General features: G+C 71.8%; 16 protein-coding genes. 6 read left to right on the top strand and 10 right to left on the bottom strand.

Annotated features, from left to right (window positions below; genetic code table 11):
* Positions 1-22: 22 nt before the first annotated feature.
* From ACFUUZ_RS16165 to ACFUUZ_RS16150, 4 genes are all read right to left on the bottom strand, one after another.
* Positions 23-1,180, bottom strand: coding sequence for an acyl-CoA dehydrogenase (locus tag ACFUUZ_RS16165; RefSeq protein WP_378696785.1), 1,158 nt, complete (start codon positions 1,178-1,180; stop codon positions 23-25).
* A 132-nt stretch (positions 1,181-1,312) separates the two neighbouring features.
* Positions 1,313-1,987 carry a TetR family transcriptional regulator gene (locus ACFUUZ_RS16160; RefSeq protein ID WP_378696783.1) on the bottom strand — a complete coding sequence of 225 codons (675 nt, stop codon included), beginning with the start codon at positions 1,985-1,987 and terminating at the stop codon, positions 1,313-1,315.
* Between the two features lie 22 nt (positions 1,988-2,009).
* Positions 2,010-2,510 carry a 5-(carboxyamino)imidazole ribonucleotide mutase gene (purE, locus tag ACFUUZ_RS16155; RefSeq protein ID WP_378696781.1) on the bottom strand — a complete coding sequence of 167 codons (501 nt, stop codon included), beginning with the start codon at positions 2,508-2,510 and terminating at the stop codon, positions 2,010-2,012.
* Complete coding sequence (locus ACFUUZ_RS16150; RefSeq protein WP_378696779.1) at positions 2,503-3,723, bottom strand: 5-(carboxyamino)imidazole ribonucleotide synthase; 1,221 nt, start codon at positions 3,721-3,723, stop codon at positions 2,503-2,505. Before ACFUUZ_RS16150 ends, purE begins: the two co-directional genes overlap by 8 nt.
* Before the next feature lie 96 nt (positions 3,724-3,819).
* Between ACFUUZ_RS16150 and ACFUUZ_RS16145 the strand changes: the two genes are divergently transcribed.
* Complete coding sequence (locus ACFUUZ_RS16145) at positions 3,820-4,380, top strand: GtrA family protein (protein ID WP_378696777.1); 561 nt, start codon at positions 3,820-3,822, stop codon at positions 4,378-4,380.
* Positions 4,381-4,385: 5 nt separating this feature from the next.
* On the opposite strand, the gene ACFUUZ_RS16140 is transcribed toward ACFUUZ_RS16145, so the two are convergent.
* The 5 genes from ACFUUZ_RS16140 to ACFUUZ_RS16120 form a co-directional block, all read right to left on the bottom strand.
* The gene (locus ACFUUZ_RS16140) at positions 4,386-5,696 is read right to left on the bottom strand and encodes a sensor histidine kinase (RefSeq protein WP_378696775.1); all 1,311 of its coding nucleotides are present in this window, start codon (positions 5,694-5,696) and stop codon (positions 4,386-4,388) included.
* Between the two features lies 1 nt (position 5,697).
* Complete coding sequence (locus ACFUUZ_RS16135; RefSeq protein ID WP_378696773.1) at positions 5,698-6,375, bottom strand: response regulator transcription factor; 678 nt, start codon at positions 6,373-6,375, stop codon at positions 5,698-5,700.
* Between the two features lie 21 nt (positions 6,376-6,396).
* Positions 6,397-6,918 carry a PH domain-containing protein gene (locus ACFUUZ_RS16130; protein WP_378696771.1) on the bottom strand — a complete coding sequence of 174 codons (522 nt, stop codon included), beginning with the start codon at positions 6,916-6,918 and terminating at the stop codon, positions 6,397-6,399.
* Between the two features lie 55 nt (positions 6,919-6,973).
* Positions 6,974-8,005, bottom strand: coding sequence for an alkyl sulfatase C-terminal domain-containing protein (locus ACFUUZ_RS16125; protein ID WP_378696769.1), 1,032 nt, complete (start codon positions 8,003-8,005; stop codon positions 6,974-6,976).
* Between the two features lie 126 nt (positions 8,006-8,131).
* Complete coding sequence (locus ACFUUZ_RS16120) at positions 8,132-8,917, bottom strand: biotin--[acetyl-CoA-carboxylase] ligase (RefSeq protein ID WP_378696768.1); 786 nt, start codon at positions 8,915-8,917, stop codon at positions 8,132-8,134.
* A gap of 170 nt (positions 8,918-9,087) precedes the next feature.
* Here ACFUUZ_RS16120 and ACFUUZ_RS16115 point away from each other — a divergent pair, with 170 nt between their 5' ends.
* The 3 genes from ACFUUZ_RS16115 (at position 9,088) to ACFUUZ_RS16105 (ending at position 11,848) form a co-directional block, all read left to right on the top strand.
* The gene (locus ACFUUZ_RS16115) at positions 9,088-10,728 is read left to right on the top strand and encodes an acyl-CoA carboxylase subunit beta (protein ID WP_378696767.1); all 1,641 of its coding nucleotides are present in this window, start codon (positions 9,088-9,090) and stop codon (positions 10,726-10,728) included.
* Positions 10,729-10,889: 161 nt separating this feature from the next.
* Entirely contained in the window at positions 10,890-11,213 is a 324-nt protein-coding gene (locus ACFUUZ_RS16110) for an acyl-CoA carboxylase subunit epsilon (protein WP_378696766.1), read from the top strand.
* A 2-nt stretch (positions 11,214-11,215) separates the two neighbouring features.
* Positions 11,216-11,848, top strand: coding sequence for a nucleoside triphosphate pyrophosphatase (locus tag ACFUUZ_RS16105; RefSeq protein WP_378696765.1), 633 nt, complete (start codon positions 11,216-11,218; stop codon positions 11,846-11,848).
* Here ACFUUZ_RS16105 and ACFUUZ_RS16100 read toward each other — a convergent pair.
* Positions 11,774-12,583 carry a helix-turn-helix transcriptional regulator gene (locus ACFUUZ_RS16100; RefSeq protein ID WP_378696764.1) on the bottom strand — a complete coding sequence of 270 codons (810 nt, stop codon included), beginning with the start codon at positions 12,581-12,583 and terminating at the stop codon, positions 11,774-11,776. The genes ACFUUZ_RS16105 and ACFUUZ_RS16100 overlap by 75 nt on opposite strands.
* Positions 12,584-12,743: 160 nt before the next feature.
* Here ACFUUZ_RS16100 and ACFUUZ_RS16095 point away from each other — a divergent pair, with 160 nt between their 5' ends.
* Complete coding sequence (locus tag ACFUUZ_RS16095) at positions 12,744-13,655, top strand: sulfurtransferase (protein WP_378696763.1); 912 nt, start codon at positions 12,744-12,746, stop codon at positions 13,653-13,655.
* Between the two features lie 276 nt (positions 13,656-13,931).
* Complete coding sequence (locus ACFUUZ_RS16090) at positions 13,932-15,725, top strand: acetyl/propionyl/methylcrotonyl-CoA carboxylase subunit alpha (protein WP_378696762.1); 1,794 nt, start codon at positions 13,932-13,934, stop codon at positions 15,723-15,725.
* Positions 15,726-15,777: the final 52 nt, after the last annotated feature.

The raw sequence follows: 15,777 nt of genomic DNA, 5'->3' as shown, positions 1-15,777 counted from the left end.
GATCAGCGCGGCAGGGGGTGGATCAGCGCAGCAGGGCGCGCGACATGACGACGCGCTGGATCTGGTTGGTGCCCTCGTAGATCTGGGTGATCTTGGCATCGCGCATCATCCGCTCCACCGGGAAGTCGGTGGTGTAGCCCGCGCCGCCGAAGAGCTGGACCGCGTTGGTGGTGACCTCCATGGCCACGTCCGAGGCGAAGCACTTGGCGGCGGCGGAGATGAAGCCCAGGTTGGGCTCGCCGCGCTCGGCGCGGGCCGCGGAGGTGTAGACCATGAGCCGGGCGGCCTCGATCTTCATCGCCATGTCGGCCAGCATGAACTGGGTGTTCTGGAAGTCGGCGATCCTGGTGCCGAACTGCTTGCGGTCCTTGGTGTAGGCGATCGCGGCGTCCAGCGCGCCCTGGGCCAGCCCGACGGCCTGCGCGCCGATGGTCGGACGGGTGTGGTCGAGGGTCTGCAGCGCGGTCTTGAAGCCGGTGCCCGGCTCGCCGACGATCCGGTCGCCGGGGATGCGGCAGTTCTCGAAGTACAGCTCGGCGGTGGGCGAGCCCTTGATGCCGAGCTTGTGCTCCAGCGGGCCCACCACGAAGCCCTCGTCGTCTTTGTGCACCAGGAACGCCGAAATGCCGTTGGCGCCCTTCTCGGCGTCGGTCACCGCCATGACGGTGTACCAGGAGGACTTGCCGCCGTTGGTGATCCAACACTTGGAGCCGTTCAGCACCCAGTCGTCGCCGTCCCGCTTGGCGCGGGTGCGCATGGCGGCCGCGTCCGACCCCGCCTCGCGCTCGGAGAGCGCGTAGGAGGCCATCTCACCGTTCACGATGTCCGGCAGCACCTGCTGCTTGAGCTCGTCCGAGCCGTTCAGGATGAGGCCCATGGTGCCGAGCTTGTTCACCGCGGGGATCAGCGAGGAGGAGCCGCAGACCCGGGCCACCTCCTCGATCACGATGCAGGTGGCGACCGAGTCGGCGCCCTGGCCGCCGAACTGCTCCGGTACGTGCACCGCGTTGAAGCCGGAGGCGTTCAGCGCGGTCAGCGCCTCCTCCGGGAAGCGCGCCTTCTCGTCCACGTCCTTGGCGTGCGGGGTGATCTCCTTCTCCGAGAGCGCGCGGATCGCCGCGCGCAGCTCGTCGTGGAAGTCCTCCAGCTTGAACAGGTCGAAATCGGGGTTACCCGCCATGACGGCTCCACTTCTCGTTGTCGGTGCCTACTGGCACTGCGTGCCACCCCCACGGTCACTATAGAGCGTTTTTTCCACTGGTCGCCACGAGATTTGGCACTCAGTGCCAGTTGCGGACAATGGTGACCAGGGTCACAGACTACCGAGTTGCCTGGTTACCAGGTCGGCCACCCGACGCGGCGGCATCCCGCGCGGGAAGACCGCGACCACCATTTCCTCGCCGGGGGCGCCGCGCGGGATCGCGGCCAGCTCCTGGCGCAGGTCGGCGGCGCCCGCGTCGGACTCGCCGCGCACCATCCGGCGCAGCAGGTAGTTGTGCGTCGCGGTGACGGCGGCGGTGAACTGCACCCGGCTCAGATCCGGCACCTCGGGCAGCCGCTCGCGCAGGAAGTCGGTGAAGAGCCGCTCGTAGCGAAACACCGTGACGATCTCGCGCTCGCGCAGCGCGGGCACCTCCCGCACCACCCGGTACCGCCGCGCCGCGATCTCCCGCCACTGGGTGAACCGCTCGAACACCTGCACCACCGCGGTGCAGACCGCCTCCCACGGATCGCCGTCCGAGCCGGCCAGGAAGGCCGCCGCCTGCGCCAGCTGCGATTCGTGATCGGCGAAGATCACGTCCTCCTTGGACCGGAACTGCCGGAAGAAGGTCCGCCGCGAGATCCCCGCCGCCTCGGCGATCTCGTCGACGGTCGTCGCCTCGTACCCCTTCTCGGCGAACAGCAGCAGCGCCTGCTCCACCACCGCAAGCCGGAACCGAGCCGTATCGGCGCCTGCACGGAGTCGCGCGGATTCGTCGATGGTCACGGCCCCGAGCGTATCGAGAAGCTCAGCCGAGCAGCTTGGCGCGGAGCGCTTCGTCCTTGCCGAGCACGAGTTGCTCGAGATTCGCCTGGAACGTCTCCATGCGGGTGCGCAGCGCGGAGTCGGCGGTGCCGAGGATGCGGGCGGCGAGCAGCCCCGCGTTGCGGGCGCCGCCGATGGAGACGGTGGCGACCGGGACGCCCGCGGGCATCTGCACGATGGAGAGCAGCGAGTCCATGCCGTCCAGGTACTTCAGCGGCACCGGGACGCCGATCACCGGGAGCGGGGTGGCGGAGGCGACCATGCCGGGGAGGTGGGCGGCGCCGCCCGCACCGGCGATGATCACCTTGATACCGCGGGAAGCGGCGGACTTCGCGTAGTCGAGCATGCGCTGCGGGGTGCGGTGCGCGGAGACCACGCCCACCTCGAAGCGGATGCCGAACTCGGCGAGCGCCTCGGCCGCGGCCTCCATCGTCGGCCAGTCCGAGTCGCTGCCCATGATCAGGCCGACCTGCGGTTCACTCATGCGGATCCCATCCGTCGGTCCATTCGGCGTGCGACATCCAGTGCGCCGCCCGCTCCGCCTGCTCGCGCACCGCGGCGACGTCGTCGCCGAGGATGTTCACGTGGCCGATCTTGCGATCCGGCCGCTCGCCCTTGCCGTAGAGGTGCACCTTCGCCTCCGGCAGCCGGGCGAAGAGGTGGTGCAGCCGCTCGTCCATCGCCATGGCGGGCGGTTCGGGGGCACCGAGGATGTTCGCCATCACGGTGACCGGCGCCAGCGGGGTGGTGTCGCCGAGCGGGTAGTCCAGCACGGCGCGCAGGTGCTGCTCGAACTGGCCGGTGCGGGCGCCGTCCATGCCCCAGTGCCCGCTGTTGTGCGGGCGCATGGCGAGCTCGTTCACCAGCAGTTCGCCGTCGGCGGTCTCGAAGAGCTCGACCGCCATCACGCCGACGACGCCGAGTTCGGCGGCCAGGTTCAGCGCCAGCGTCTCGGCCCTGGCCGAGAGCTCCTCGGAGAGCCCCGGCGCGGGCGCCAGCACCACCGCGCACTGCCCGTTGCGCTGCACCGTCTCGACCACCGGCCAGGTGGCGGCCTGCCCGAACGGCGAGCGCGCCACCATGGCGGAGAGCTCGCGCACCCACGCCACCCTCGCCTCGGCCAGCAGCGGCACCCCGCGGGCGCGCTGCTCGCCGACGATCGCGCGGGCCTCGGCCGCGTCCGCGGGCATCCAGACCCCGCGGCCGTCGTACCCGCCGCGGATCGCCTTGAGCACCACCGGCCAGCCGTGCTCGGCGCCGAACCGCTCGGCGTCCTCGGCCGTCCGCACCGCGGTGAAGGCGGGCACCGGCAGCCCCAGCTCGCTCAGCCGGGTGCGCATGGCCAGCTTGTCCTGGGCGTACCGCAGCGCCTGCGGCGGCGGCTGCACATTGACGCCCTCGGCGACCAGCGCCTCCAGGTGCTCGGTCGGCACGTGCTCGTGGTCGAAGGTCAGCGCGTGCGACCCGACGGCGGCCTTGCGCAGCGCCACCGGGTCGGCATGGCTGCCGAAGACCACGTCCGGGCTGACCTGGGCGGCCGGGTCGTCCGGCCGCTCGGCCAGCACCCGCAGCCGCTGCCCGAGGGCGATGGCGGCCTGATGTGTCATGCGCGCGAGTTGCCCGCCACCGACCATGGTGACGGTCGGCATCGCCGCTGGATCGAAGGAACGTGCGCTCACGTCGGTCAATGTTGTCATGGCGCGCAAAATCGGCGCGCGCGGCCCGGCGGCGTTTCGCGCACCGGGGTCAGCGGCGGGACCCGCACATCGGGCCCGGGTCTACACTCGGGCCTTGTGTCAATCGTCGACGACGTGGTTCGCGCACTCCCGCCCACCGCACGGGAGCTTGCGCTCCGTAATCGTGAGCTGATCAAGTTCGCGATCGTCGGCGCCACCACCTTCGTGATCGACAGCGGCATCTTCTACCTGCTGAAGTGGACGGTGCTGGCGGACAAGCCGGTGACGGCCAAGATCATTTCCGGGGTGATCGCGGTGATCGCCTCCTACATTCTCAACCGGGAATGGTCGTTCAAGAACCGCGGCGGCCGGGAGAAACACCACGAGGCGCTGCTCTTCTTCGCGGTGAGCGGCGTCGGCGTCGTGCTCAGCAATATCCCGCTGTGGATTTCCAGCTACGTCTTCGATCTGCGGCAACCGGCCGTGAGTTTCGCCACCGAGAACATCGCCGATTTCGTGAGCGCGTTCCTGATCGGCAACCTGCTGCAGATGGCGTTCCGCTTCTGGGCCATGCGGCGCTGGGTCTTCCCGGACGAGATGGATGTGATCATCGAGGAGCTGGAGGAACTCATCGAGGTCGAGCAGCTCGGCACCGAGCCGCCGACCGTGCGCCCCTGACCTGCTCAGCGCGGCTCGGTGCCCACTCCGGCCGGCATGCGCTGCGGCGCCGACGCCCCGAGGAAGAGCGCGAACAGCGCCGGGCGGCGGCGCTGCAGCTCCAGCCTGCCGCCGTCGGCCTCCACCAGTGCCCGCGCCAGCGCCAGCCCGACCCCGGTCGAGCCCGCCCCGGAGAAGCCGCGGTCGAAGATGTGCGGCGCCAGCTCGTCGCTGACGCCGTCGCCCTGATCGGCCACCTCGACGCAGACCAGCGGCACCCTGGCCCGGCCGCCGTGCACCAGCCGCACCGAGACGGTGCAGGTGCCGCCGCCGTGGTGCAGCGCGTTGTCCAGCAGCACGGCGAGCGCCTCGCGCAGCCGGGAGCCGGTGATCGGGGCGCGCAGCTCTTCGTCGCCGAGCAGGGTGAGCAGCCGCCCCGCGTCCCGGAAGGGGTGTGCCCACTCGGCGATCACGCCGCGCAGCTCGGCCATGACCGGCACCGGGTCGCGGTCGGCGGCGTCGTCGTCCCTGGAGGCGCGGACCAGGTCGTCGATGGCGCCGGTGAGCCGGTCGACCTGGGCCATCGCCGCCTCGGCCTCCTGCACCACGTCCTGGTCGTCGTGCACCGAGAGTTCGTCCAGCCGCAGCCGGACGGCGGTGAGCCTGCTGCGCAGCTGGTGCGAGACATCGGCCACCAGCGCGTGCTCGCGCTGCAGCCTGCGCGCGATCTCCACGGTGGCGGCGTCCAGCACGTCGGAGACCCGGTCCAGCTCGGCGATGCCGTGCCGCCGGTTGTCCGGGCGGAAGTCGCCCTCGGCCAGCCGGGCGGCGCGCGCGGCGACGTCGCTGAGCGGGTCGGCCACCCGGCGCGCGGTGACCACCGCGACGGTCACCGCCGCGGTGAGCGAGGCCAGCACGGCCAGCGCCACCGCGCCGACCGCCTGTCGCTGCATGGAGTGCATCGGCCCGGACGGCACCTCCAGCCGCAGCGAGCCGCGCTCCCCCATGGAGAGCGACTCGACCAGCGGGTCGGGCACCAGCTCCACCCCGATGTCCATCGCCACGGCGCTGTCCAGCGGGGCCGGGTAGACGATGGTGAGCCTGCCGCCGTCCGGCACCAGCGTCGCCACCGCCCTGGTGTCCAGCTCGCCGAGGACGATCCCGGACTCCTGCTCCTGCGCGATGATCTCGTTCGCCATCCGGTCCAGCCGGTCGCGCAGGTCGTTGCGGGTGATGTCCTCCACCCAGAGCCAGGCGGTGTAGACCAGCGGGAGCCCGAGCACCACCGTGGTGAGCGTCAGCACGGTGAGCATCGAGCGCAGGATGCGGCGGCGCACGTCAGTCCGTGTTCAGCCGGAACCCGACACCGCGCACGGTGACGATCCGGCGCTCGGCCATCGGCCCCTCGTCGCCGATCTTCCGGCGCAGCCAGGACATGTGCATGTCGAGCGTCTTGGAGCCGCGCAGCTCGGCGTCGCCCCAGACCTCGCGCAGGATGGTCTCCCGCGGCACCACCTGCCCCGCCCGGTCGATCAGCACCTTGAGCAGCTCGTACTCCTTGTTGGCGAGCCCGACCTCGACGCCGTTCACCAGCACCCGGCGCGCGGCGGGCTCCAGCCGGATGCCGCCGACCTCGACGGTGTCGTCGCCGATGCCGCTGCGGCGCAGCAGCGCGCGCACCCTGGCCAGCAGCTCGGCCAGCCGGAACGGCTTGCCGACGTAGTCGTCGGCGCCCGCGTCCAGCCCGACCACGAAGTCCACCTCGTCGGTGCGCGCGGTGAGCATGAGCACGGCCAGGTCGGCGCCGCTGGCGCGCACCTGCCTGCACACCTCCAGCCCGTCCATGCCCGGCAGCCCGAGGTCGAGGATGAGCAGGTCGTGGCCGCCCTCGAGGGCGCGGCTGAGCACCGCGGGGCCGAAGCTCTCCACGGTCACCGTGTAACCCTCGCGGCCGAGCGCGCGCGAGAGCGGGGCCGCGATCGCCTCGTCGTCCTCACCCAGCAGTACCGCCGTCATGCGCCCAGATTACGGCCGAACTCAGTCGTCCCAGCGCTCGTGCCGGTGCTCCACCTCGAAGACCTGGTGGTAGAGGAGCGCGTGCACCCGCTGCACCGCGGGGATGTCGTCGTACTCCAGCGGCTCGTCCGAGGAGGAGCCGATGATCAGCGTCCCGGTGCCGAGCAGCCGGTCGAAGAGGCCGTGCCGGAACTGCACGCTGGAGATCCGGCTCATCGGGATGTCGATGCCGGAGTGCGTGAGCACGCCCTGCCGCACCAGCACCCGCCGGTCGGTGACGATGAAGTGCGTGGACTTCCAGCTGATCACCGGCCCGACCACGCGCCAGCCGAGCAGCACCAGCCACACCACGCCCACCGCGGCGAGCAGCCCGGTGCGGACCGCCTCGTCGGTGACGTTCCGGGAGACGACGCCGCCTGCGAACCCGGCGAGCGCGGTGCCGAGCACCAGGACGACGATCGGCCAGAACAGCATCTTCCAGTGCGGGTGGCGATGCAGCAGCAGGTGCTCGTCGGGGGCCAGCACGTCCTCCGGATAACCCATGGCCGCACCCTACCGCGCAGCGGGGACGACAACGGCCGCAGCGCGATTCGCCCGATCAGGGTGTGCCGACGGCGAACCGCGGGTCGGGCGCGTCGGTCATGGCGAGGACGCGGCGCAGCACCGCGGGGTCGCCGCAGCAGCGCGCGGAGCCGAGGTCGCCGGTGGTCAGCGCGGTGCGCAACTGCGCGTGGGTGAGCTCGACGGTGAGGTCGGCGGGGTCGTCGCGGCGGGTGGGGAAGTGCACGAGCACCGCGTTGCCGAGCTCCATCCGGTAGTGCTCGGCGAGGTCGGTCACGACCCAGTGGATGCTCAGCCGCTGCTCGCCCGCGCGCTCCGGCACCAACCGGACGGCGACGGTGTCGAAGAGCTGGGTGACGGTGCGCGCGTCGGTCGGGTGGGCGTTCATCAGCCGCGCGGACTGGTTGTGCAGGTAGGCGTACAGGTCGCGCTGCGCTCGCAGGTACCCGGCGATCCGCTCGCGGCCCCGGATCGGCCGGTGGTGCGCGGCGAAGAGCACCTCGCTCTCGCCGGCGAACAGCTCGATGGCCTCGGCGAGGTGGCGGGACCGGGTCCGCGGGTCGCGCACCCGCTCGCCGCGCCGGGTCAGGCAGAGCGCCCGGTGGCCGGGCAGGTGGACGTTCATCGCGGCGGGCGCCCCGGTGCCTGGCGTCAGCTGGAAGACGAACTCGACGCCGTCGTAGGTGGCCGCCTCGCCGGTGGCGCGGATCTCGGCGGTCGGCGCGAACAGCCCGGCGCGGCTGTGCTCCGGGGCCACGATCGGCACCCTGATGTCGGGGTCGACCACGCAGGCGTGGTCGGCGGGCGGGTGCGTGTGGATGACCGCGGTCACCGGGCGGGCGCCGCGGTGCCGCCGGTACAGCGCGAGCGCGGCGGCGGTCTCGGCGCCGGTGCGCGGGTCGAGCACGATCACCCCGGTGGCGCCCTCGATCAGCGTCATGGTGGAGATGTCGAAGCGGCGCACCTGGTAGATGCCGGAGATCACCTCGAACAGCCCGTGCCCGTCGGTGCCGACGAAATCACCGTCGGCATCGGCGAAGTCGGTCTCGACGTGTTCCGCTGTCGCCATCGGATCCCCTCTCGTCCGGCCGACCGGAAGGGGCGGCGCGCGGGCGGAGCGGCCGCGTGCGGTCCGGTGGTCCGGCTCGATCCTCGGCGGCGCGGCGGTGGCCCGGCTCATCCGAAGCGGGTGAGATCAGCTGTCGGGGCGCAGGTGCGTGACGTCGCCCGCGGAGACCGCCTCGGAGCCGACCAGCAGCCTGCCCGCGGCGTCGATGTCGGTGGCGATGCCGACCAGCGCGCGCCCGCCGGGGAGCTCGGCCCGCACCCTGGCGCCGATGGTGCCGCAGCGCTCGCGGTAGGCCGCGGCGAGTTCCTCGGTCGCCCAGCCCGCGTCCCGCCAGGCGGTGAAGCGGTCGGCGAAGGCGGCGAGCAGGGCCGCGGCCATGGTGCTGCGGTCGACGGTCGAGCCCTCCAGCACCAGCGAGGTGGCGTGCGGCACCGGCAGCTCGGCCGCGGTGAGCTCGGCGTTCAGCCCGACGCCGACCACCACCGCCGGGTCCGGCGCGGCGACCGCGACCTCGGCCAGGATGCCCGCCAGCTTGCGGCCGCCGACCAGCACGTCGTTCGGCCACTTGAGCTCCGCGGGCACCGCGGCGGCCGCGCGCACCGCGTCCACGACGGCGATGCCGGTGAGCAGCGGCAGCCAGCCGAGCACCTCGGGGTTCACCCCGCCCAGCCGGACCAGCATCGAGACCGAGATCTGGGTGCGCGGCGGGCTGCTCCACGCCCTGGCGTGCCTGCCGCGCCCGCTCTGCTGCAGCTCGGCGAGGAGCACCTGGCGATCGGCCTCCGGGTCGGCGACGGCCCGCGCGATCAGGTCGGCATTGGTGGAGCCGGTGGCCTCGACCACCTCCAGCCGAGTGAAGAAGGGCACGAGTTCGCGGCGCAGCCGCTCGGTGTCAAGGGGTGTCCGCTGCACAGCGGCAGGCTACTCGGCCGCACCCCGCGACCTGCGATTCCGGGGTCGGCAGACCCCTTGCGGCCCCTGTGCACAACGCCGGAAATCCGACGGCGACCAGGGCTTTTCTACCGATGAGTAGCGGAGGAGGTGTTACCCGGTACCACAGGCACTGGTTACACTCCGAACCCATGACGAGTGTCCAGCAGCAGCCCGCATCCGGATCGGCGGGCGAACCCGATATCCACACCACCGCCGGGAAGCTCGCTGACCTGCGCAACCGGCTGGACGAGGCGAAGCACCCGATGGGCGAGGCCGCCGTCGACAAGGTGCACGCCAAGGGCAAGATGACGGCCCGCGAGCGCATCCTCGCCCTGCTGGACGAGGGCTCCTTCGTCGAGCTGGACGCGCTGGCCAGGCACCGGAGCGTGAACTTCGGGCTGGACAAGAACCGCCCGCTCGGCGACGGCGTCGTCACCGGCTACGGCACCGTCGACGGCCGCGACGTCTGCATCTTCAGCCAGGATGTCACCGTCTTCGGCGGCAGCCTCGGCGAGGTGTACGGCGAGAAGATCGTCAAGGTCATGGATCTCGCGCTGAAGACCGGCCGCCCGCTGGTCGGCATCAACGAGGGCGCGGGCGCGCGCATCCAGGAGGGCGTCGTCTCGCTCGGCCTCTACGGCGAGATCTTCCACCGCAATATCCAGGCATCCGGCGTGATCCCGCAGATCTCGCTGATCATGGGCCCGGCCGCGGGCGGGCACGTCTACTCCCCCGCGCTCACCGACTTCGTGGTGATGGTCGACCAGACCAGCCAGATGTTCGTCACCGGCCCCGACGTCATCAAGACGGTCACCGGCGAGGACGTCACCATGGAGGATCTCGGCGGCGCGCACACGCACATGGTGAAGTCCGGCGTCGCGCACTACGTCGCCTCCGGCGAGCAGGACGCGCTCGACTACGTCAAGGACCTGCTCTCCTACCTGCCGAGCAACAACCGCGCCGAGGCCCCGCGCTTCCCCGCGACCGACCCGATCACCGGGGCCATCGAGGACTCGCTCACCGAGGAGGATCTCGAGCTCGACACGCTGATCCCGGACTCGCCGAACCAGCCGTACGACATGCACGAGGTCATCCGCCGGCTGCTCGACGACGACGAGTTCCTCGAGGTGCAGGCCGAGCGCGCGATGAACATCATCGTCGGCTTCGGCCGGATCGACGGCCGCAGCGTCGGCATCGTGGCCAACCAGCCCACCCAGTTCGCCGGCTGCCTCGATATCGACGCCTCGGAGAAGGCGGCCCGCTTCGTCCGCACCTGCGACGCCTTCAACGTCCCGATCATCACCCTGGTCGACGTTCCCGGCTTCCTGCCCGGCACCGGCCAGGAGTACAACGGCATCATCCGGCGCGGCGCCAAGCTGCTCTACGCCTACGGCGAGGCCACTGTGGGGAAGATCACGGTCATCACCCGCAAGGCCTACGGCGGCGCCTACGACGTCATGGGCTCCAAGCACCTTGGCGCCGACGTGAACCTGGCCTGGCCGACCGCGCAGATCGCCGTCATGGGCGCCTCCGGCGCCATCGGCTTCGTCTACCGGAAGAAGCTGCAGGACGCCGCCGCGGCGGGCGCCGACGTCGATGCGCTGCGGCTCGAGCTGCAGAACGAGTACGAGGACACGCTCGTGAACCCGTACGTGGCGGCCGAGCGCGGCTACGTCGACGCGGTCATCCCGCCCTCGCACACCCGCGGCCAGATCGTCTCCGCGCTGCGGCTGCTGGAGCGCAAGATGGTCACCCTGCCGCCGAAGAAGCACGGCAACATCCCGCTCTGATCGCGCGATAACCTTCGTAGGCCGCGCACACTGGTAACGATGTGCCCGCACACTGGTGGATGCGAAAGGCAGCTGCCTTCACATCCGCCGGTGCCGCAGGCGCTCGGGCGGGTATACCCCATGCGGGTGCGCCCACCCGAGGTAGAGAGAGGATCTGCACTGTGACGACCGTGGCAGAAGACGAGGTGTTGTCCGCCGTCGAACTGGACCTCACGGCCGATCCCGGCCCGGAGGAGGCCGAGGTGGCGAGCGCCGATCCCGCCGAGGCCGAGGCGAGCACCGCCCCGCTGATCCGGATCGAGCGGGGCAACCCCTCCGACGCGGAGATCGCCGCCCTGGTGTGCGTGTTCACCGCGGCGGCCGGTTCGGGCGCGCCCGCCGATCAGGGCCCGCTCGACCTGTGGGGCAGGCCCGCGCTGCTGCACCGCGGCACCGCGCCGTTCTCGCCGTACGCCTTCCCGGCGCTGGCGTTCGGCCGCGACTGACCGTGCCCGTTCTGGTCCTGGCCTCGGCATCGCCTGCCCGCCTTGCGGTGCTGAGGGCCGCCGGTATCGAGCCCGTTGTCCGGGTCTCCGATGTCGACGAGGACGCGGTGGCCGCCGCGCTGCCGCCGGATTCCGCGCCGCGCACCGTGGTCGAGGAGCTGGCGAAGGCCAAGGCGGAGGCCGTCGCCGCGGCGGGCGGGCTGCCCGCCGACTGCGTCGTCGTCGGCTGCGACTCCATGCTGCTGGTCGACGGCGAGCTGCAGGGCAAGCCCTACACCCCCGAGGTGGCCCGCGAGCGCTGGAAGGCGGTGGCCGGACGCAGCGCCGACCTGCTCACCGGCCACTGCGTGCTGCGGTTGGTCGACGGCGCGGTGACCGCGTCGGCGGTCGACTGCAGCACGACGACGGTGCACTTCGCCGACCCCGACCCGGCCGACCTGGAGGCCTACATCGCCACCGGCGAGCCGCTGCAGGTGGCCGGGGCCTTCACCCTGGACGGCCGCGGCGGCTGGTTCGTCGAGCGGCTGGAGGGCGACCCCTCCAGCGTCATCGGGATCGGGCTACCACTGCTTCGCCGACTCCTTCACGACGTCGGTCTCTCCATTGCGCAGCTGTGGGGGCACCCGGCCGTTTGACGGCGGGGCGATCAGCGGCTCGGCCGCCACCGGGTTGTCCACGATGGGCAGCGTCGGCACCTCACGCGGCTCCTCCGAGCGCGCGCTCGGCTCCGGGCGGCCGCGCACCAGCTCCAGCCGGGCCAGGCAGAGCTCCGGCTCCACGAACGGCCGCATCCGCACCTTCACCCGGTCGCGCGCGCCGCTGCGGTCCAGCACCTCCTGCAGCAGCCCGACGTGCACGCCGCAGACCACGTCCGAGTGCGTGCGCGCGAGCTCGCGCAGCGGGCAGGCGGTGAGCCGGATCTGCACCTGCTCCGCGGTGTCGGCGCCGGGGTCGCGCTCCGGCGCGAAGCCGAGCTCCGAGGAGAGCGTCATGGAGAGGTCCTTGGCGCCGTCCAGCGTCTCCACCCGCTCCTCGCCCGCGTCCAGCTTGGCGCCCCAGGCGCGCCCGGCGGCGATCCCGGCCTCGGTGCGGGCCCTGCGGTCGGGGCCGAGCTGATCGGCGAGCGCCTGCGCCAGATCCTGGTAGCCCACGGATCGCTGCACCGCCGAGTAGCCGATCCGCGGCCTGCCGCGGCCGCGCGGCGGCTGCTGCAGCTGCCGGACCAGCGACTCCCGGGTGAGCACATCCAGGTGGAAACGAACCGTGGTCACGTGCTGGCCGGTGATCCTGGCCAGCTCCTGAGCGTCGAGGGGCTCCTCCGCGCCACGTAGGATCGCGAGCAGTCGCCGCCGCGGCCAAGAATCGGACATAGCTCACCCCTCCTCCCGGGAGACTTTATCGGATGGGGGTGCGGCGAAATCACCATTCATCCGATCGTGATCTGAAACGAGTTCACCGGCCCACACGGGTTTCACCGCGCGCGACCACACCACCGTTACCACGTGTCGATCGAGTGTGGAGGAACAGATCGTGCCACTCGCCCCGGATCCGAATCCGGCGTTCGGTTCGTACGCACACCCCAACCGCTTGGTAACCACCGAGTGGCTGTCGGCAAACCTCGGGGCCGCCGGCCTGCGCATCGTCGAGGCGAACGAGGACTCCCAGCTCTACGACATCGGGCACATCCCGGGTGCGGTCAAGATCGATAGCCGGGCCGAGCTCGGCGCCGAGCTGAGCCGCGACTACCTCGACGGCGCCCGCTTCACCGAGCTCATGCGCGCCAAGGGCATCGCCAGGGACGACACCGTCGTGCTCTACGGCGACCGCGGCAACGCGCCGGCCGCGCACGCCGCCTGGATCTTCACCCTCTTCGGGCACCCCGACGTCCGGCTGCTCGACGGCGGCCGGGACGCCTGGATCTCCGAGGCGCGGGACACCACCTTCGACGCGCCGTTCATCCCGCCGGTCGGCTACCCGGCGGTGGAGCGCGACGACGGCACCGCCCGCGCCTTCCGCGAGGACGTGCTGCGCCACCTCGGCCACCCCCTGGTGGACGTGCGCACCCCCGCCGAGTACGCGGGCGAGGAGGCGCACGAGCCGGACGGCTCCCGGGAGGCCGCGCCGCGCGGCGGGCACATCCCCACCGCGGTGAACATCCCGTGGACCGCGGCGATCGGGCCCGCGGGCCGGTTCCGGTCGCGCGCCGAGCTGGACCGCGCCTACGCGGCGGTGGCGGACGCCGACGACGTGGTGGTCTACAGCCGGGTCGGCGAGCGCGCCGGGCACACCTGGTTCGTGCTCGCGCACCTGCTCGGCGTCCCGGCGGTGCGCACCTACGACGGCTCCTGGCTGGAGTGGGGCAGCGCGGTCGGGATGCCGGTGGCACGCGGTGCCGAGCCGGGCCGGGCTCCGCTCGCGGGCGCCCGCCGAAACCGCCGCTGACGCTTACCCTTCCAGCCACCGATCAGGCGCGATTCGGACACCGGCCCGGCACCCGCCGATGGCACTCCGAGCCCCATCGGCAGGCACCGACGGCGTGCCGCGGCGCGGCGAACCGGGAGATTGTGATCTGCGGCCTACTGCCCAGTAGGGCTGGCCGGGTTCCGGCCCCTGTTGGCACACTGCCTACACTCGCCCGAGAACGTAGGTTGCGACCCACGGGAGCGAAGCGAACCCCTACCCCGCGAAGCGACCAGAAGAATGCACACAGGAGGCTCAGTGCCCAGCCATGCCAGCGCGCGGATCTCGAAGGTACTCGTCGCCAATCGAGGCGAGATCGCGGTGCGCGTTATCCGGGCGGCCAAGGATGCCGGCCTCGGCAGCGTCGCTGTCTACGCGGAACCCGACGCCGACGCGCCCTTCGTGAAGCTCGCCGACGAGGCCTTCGCCCTCGGTGGCCAGACCTCCGCCGAGTCGTACCTCGTGTTCGACAAGATCCTGGACGCGGCCGCCAAGTCCGGCGCCGACGCCATCCACCCGGGCTACGGCTTCCTCTCCGAGAACGCCGACTTCGCCCAGGCCGTCCTGGACGCCGGGCTGATCTGGATCGGCCCGTCGCCGCAGTCCATCCGCGACCTCGGCGACAAGGTCACCGCGCGGCACATCGCCGAGCGCGCCAACGCGCCGATGGCCGCGGGCACCAAGGACCCGGTGCAGAACGCCGACGAGGTCGTCGCGTTCGCGCAGAAGCACGGCGTCCCGGTGGCCATCAAGGCCGCGTACGGCGGCGGCGGGCGCGGCATGAAGGTCGCGCACACCATCGAGGAGATCCCGGAGCTGTTCGAGTCGGCGACCCGCGAGGCGATCGCCGCCTTCGGCCGCGGCGAGTGCTTCGTCGAGCAGTACCTGGACAAGGCGCGGCACGTCGAGGCGCAGGTCATCGCGGACACGCACGGCAATGTCGTGGTCGCGGGCACCCGCGACTGCTCGCTGCAGCGCCGCTTCCAGAAGCTGGTCGAGGAGGCCCCCGCGCCGTTCCTCTCCGACGCCGTGCGCGCCGAGATCCACGAGTCCGCCAAGCGCATCTGCAAGGAAGCGGGCTACTACGGCGCGGGCACCGTGGAGTACCTGGTGCAGGGCGAGACCGTCTCCTTCCTCGAGGTGAACACCCGCCTGCAGGTGGAGCACCCGGTCACCGAGGAGACCGCGGGCATCGACCTGGTGCGCCAGCAGTTCCGCATCGCCAACGGCGACGCGCTGGAGATCACCGAGGACCCGACCCCGCGCGGCCACTCCATCGAGTTCCGGATCAACGGCGAGGACGCGGGCCGCGGCTTCCTGCCCGCCCCCGGCCCGGTCGCGGTGTACAGCGAGCCCACCGGCCCCGGCGTGCGCGTCGACTCCGGCGTGGTGCAGGGCAGCGTGATCGGCGGGCAGTTCGACTCCATGCTGGCCAAGCTCATCGTCACCGGCGAGAACCGCACCCAGGCGCTGGAGCGGGCCCGCCGGGCGCTGGCCGAGTACCAGGTCGAGGGGTTGGCCACGGTCATCCCGTTCCACCGCGCGGTCATCGACGACCCGGCCTTCATCGGCGACGGGACGAAGTTCGACGTCTACACCAAGTGGATCGAGAACGAGTGGAACAACACCATCGAGCCCTACACCCCCGGTGCCCCCGTCGAGGAGGACGAGGAGGAGCCGCGGCAGAAGGTGGTCGTCGAGGTCGGCGGGCGCCGGGTCGAGGTCTCGCTGCCCGGTAGCTTCTCCATCGGCGGCGGCGCCGCGCCCGCGGGCAACGGCGTCGTCCGGAAGAAGCCGAAGCCGCGCAAGCGCGGCGGGTCCGGCGGCGGCGCCGCCTCCGGCGACGCGGTGACCGCGCCCATGCAGGGCACCGTCGTCAAGGTCGCGGTCGAGGAGGGGCAGTCGGTCGAGGCCGGTGACCTGATCGCCGTGCTCGAGGCGATGAAGATGGAGAATCCGGTCAACGCGCACAAGGCGGGTGTCGTCACCGGGCTCGCCGTCGAGGCCGGGGCCGCCATCACCCAGGGCACCGTGCTGGCCGAGATCAAGTAGCAGTTTCCCGGGGCTAATCCCCGGAGCCGGAGGGCGGTGAGCGCTGACGCTG

This window comes from Nocardia sp. NPDC057353, from assembly GCF_042667085.1.
GTDB lineage: Bacteria > Actinomycetota > Actinomycetes > Mycobacteriales > Mycobacteriaceae > Nocardia.
The sequence above is the reverse complement of the archived record's forward strand: the minus strand, read 5'-3'. Positions and strand labels throughout refer to the sequence as shown.

Bases quoted from the DNA above. Each gene is read 5' to 3' on its own strand.
- ACFUUZ_RS16165 (WP_378696785.1), bottom strand. From the start codon at position 1,180: ATGGCGGGTAACCCCGATTTCGACCTGTTCAAGCTGGAGGACTTCCAC.
- purE (WP_378696781.1), bottom strand. From the start codon at position 2,510: ATGAGTGAACCGCAGGTCGGCCTGATCATGGGCAGCGACTCGGACTGG.
- ACFUUZ_RS16150 (WP_378696779.1), bottom strand. From the start codon at position 3,723: ATGACAACATTGACCGACGTGAGCGCACGTTCCTTCGATCCAGCGGCG.
- ACFUUZ_RS16135 (WP_378696773.1), bottom strand. From the start codon at position 6,375: ATGACGGCGGTACTGCTGGGTGAGGACGACGAGGCGATCGCGGCCCCG.
- ACFUUZ_RS16130 (WP_378696771.1), bottom strand. From the start codon at position 6,918: ATGGGTTATCCGGAGGACGTGCTGGCCCCCGACGAGCACCTGCTGCTG.
- ACFUUZ_RS16125 (WP_378696769.1), bottom strand. From the start codon at position 8,005: ATGGCGACAGCGGAACACGTCGAGACCGACTTCGCCGATGCCGACGGT.
- ACFUUZ_RS16115 (WP_378696767.1), top strand. From the start codon at position 9,088: ATGACGAGTGTCCAGCAGCAGCCCGCATCCGGATCGGCGGGCGAACCC.
- ACFUUZ_RS16100 (WP_378696764.1), bottom strand. From the start codon at position 12,583: ATGTCCGATTCTTGGCCGCGGCGGCGACTGCTCGCGATCCTACGTGGC.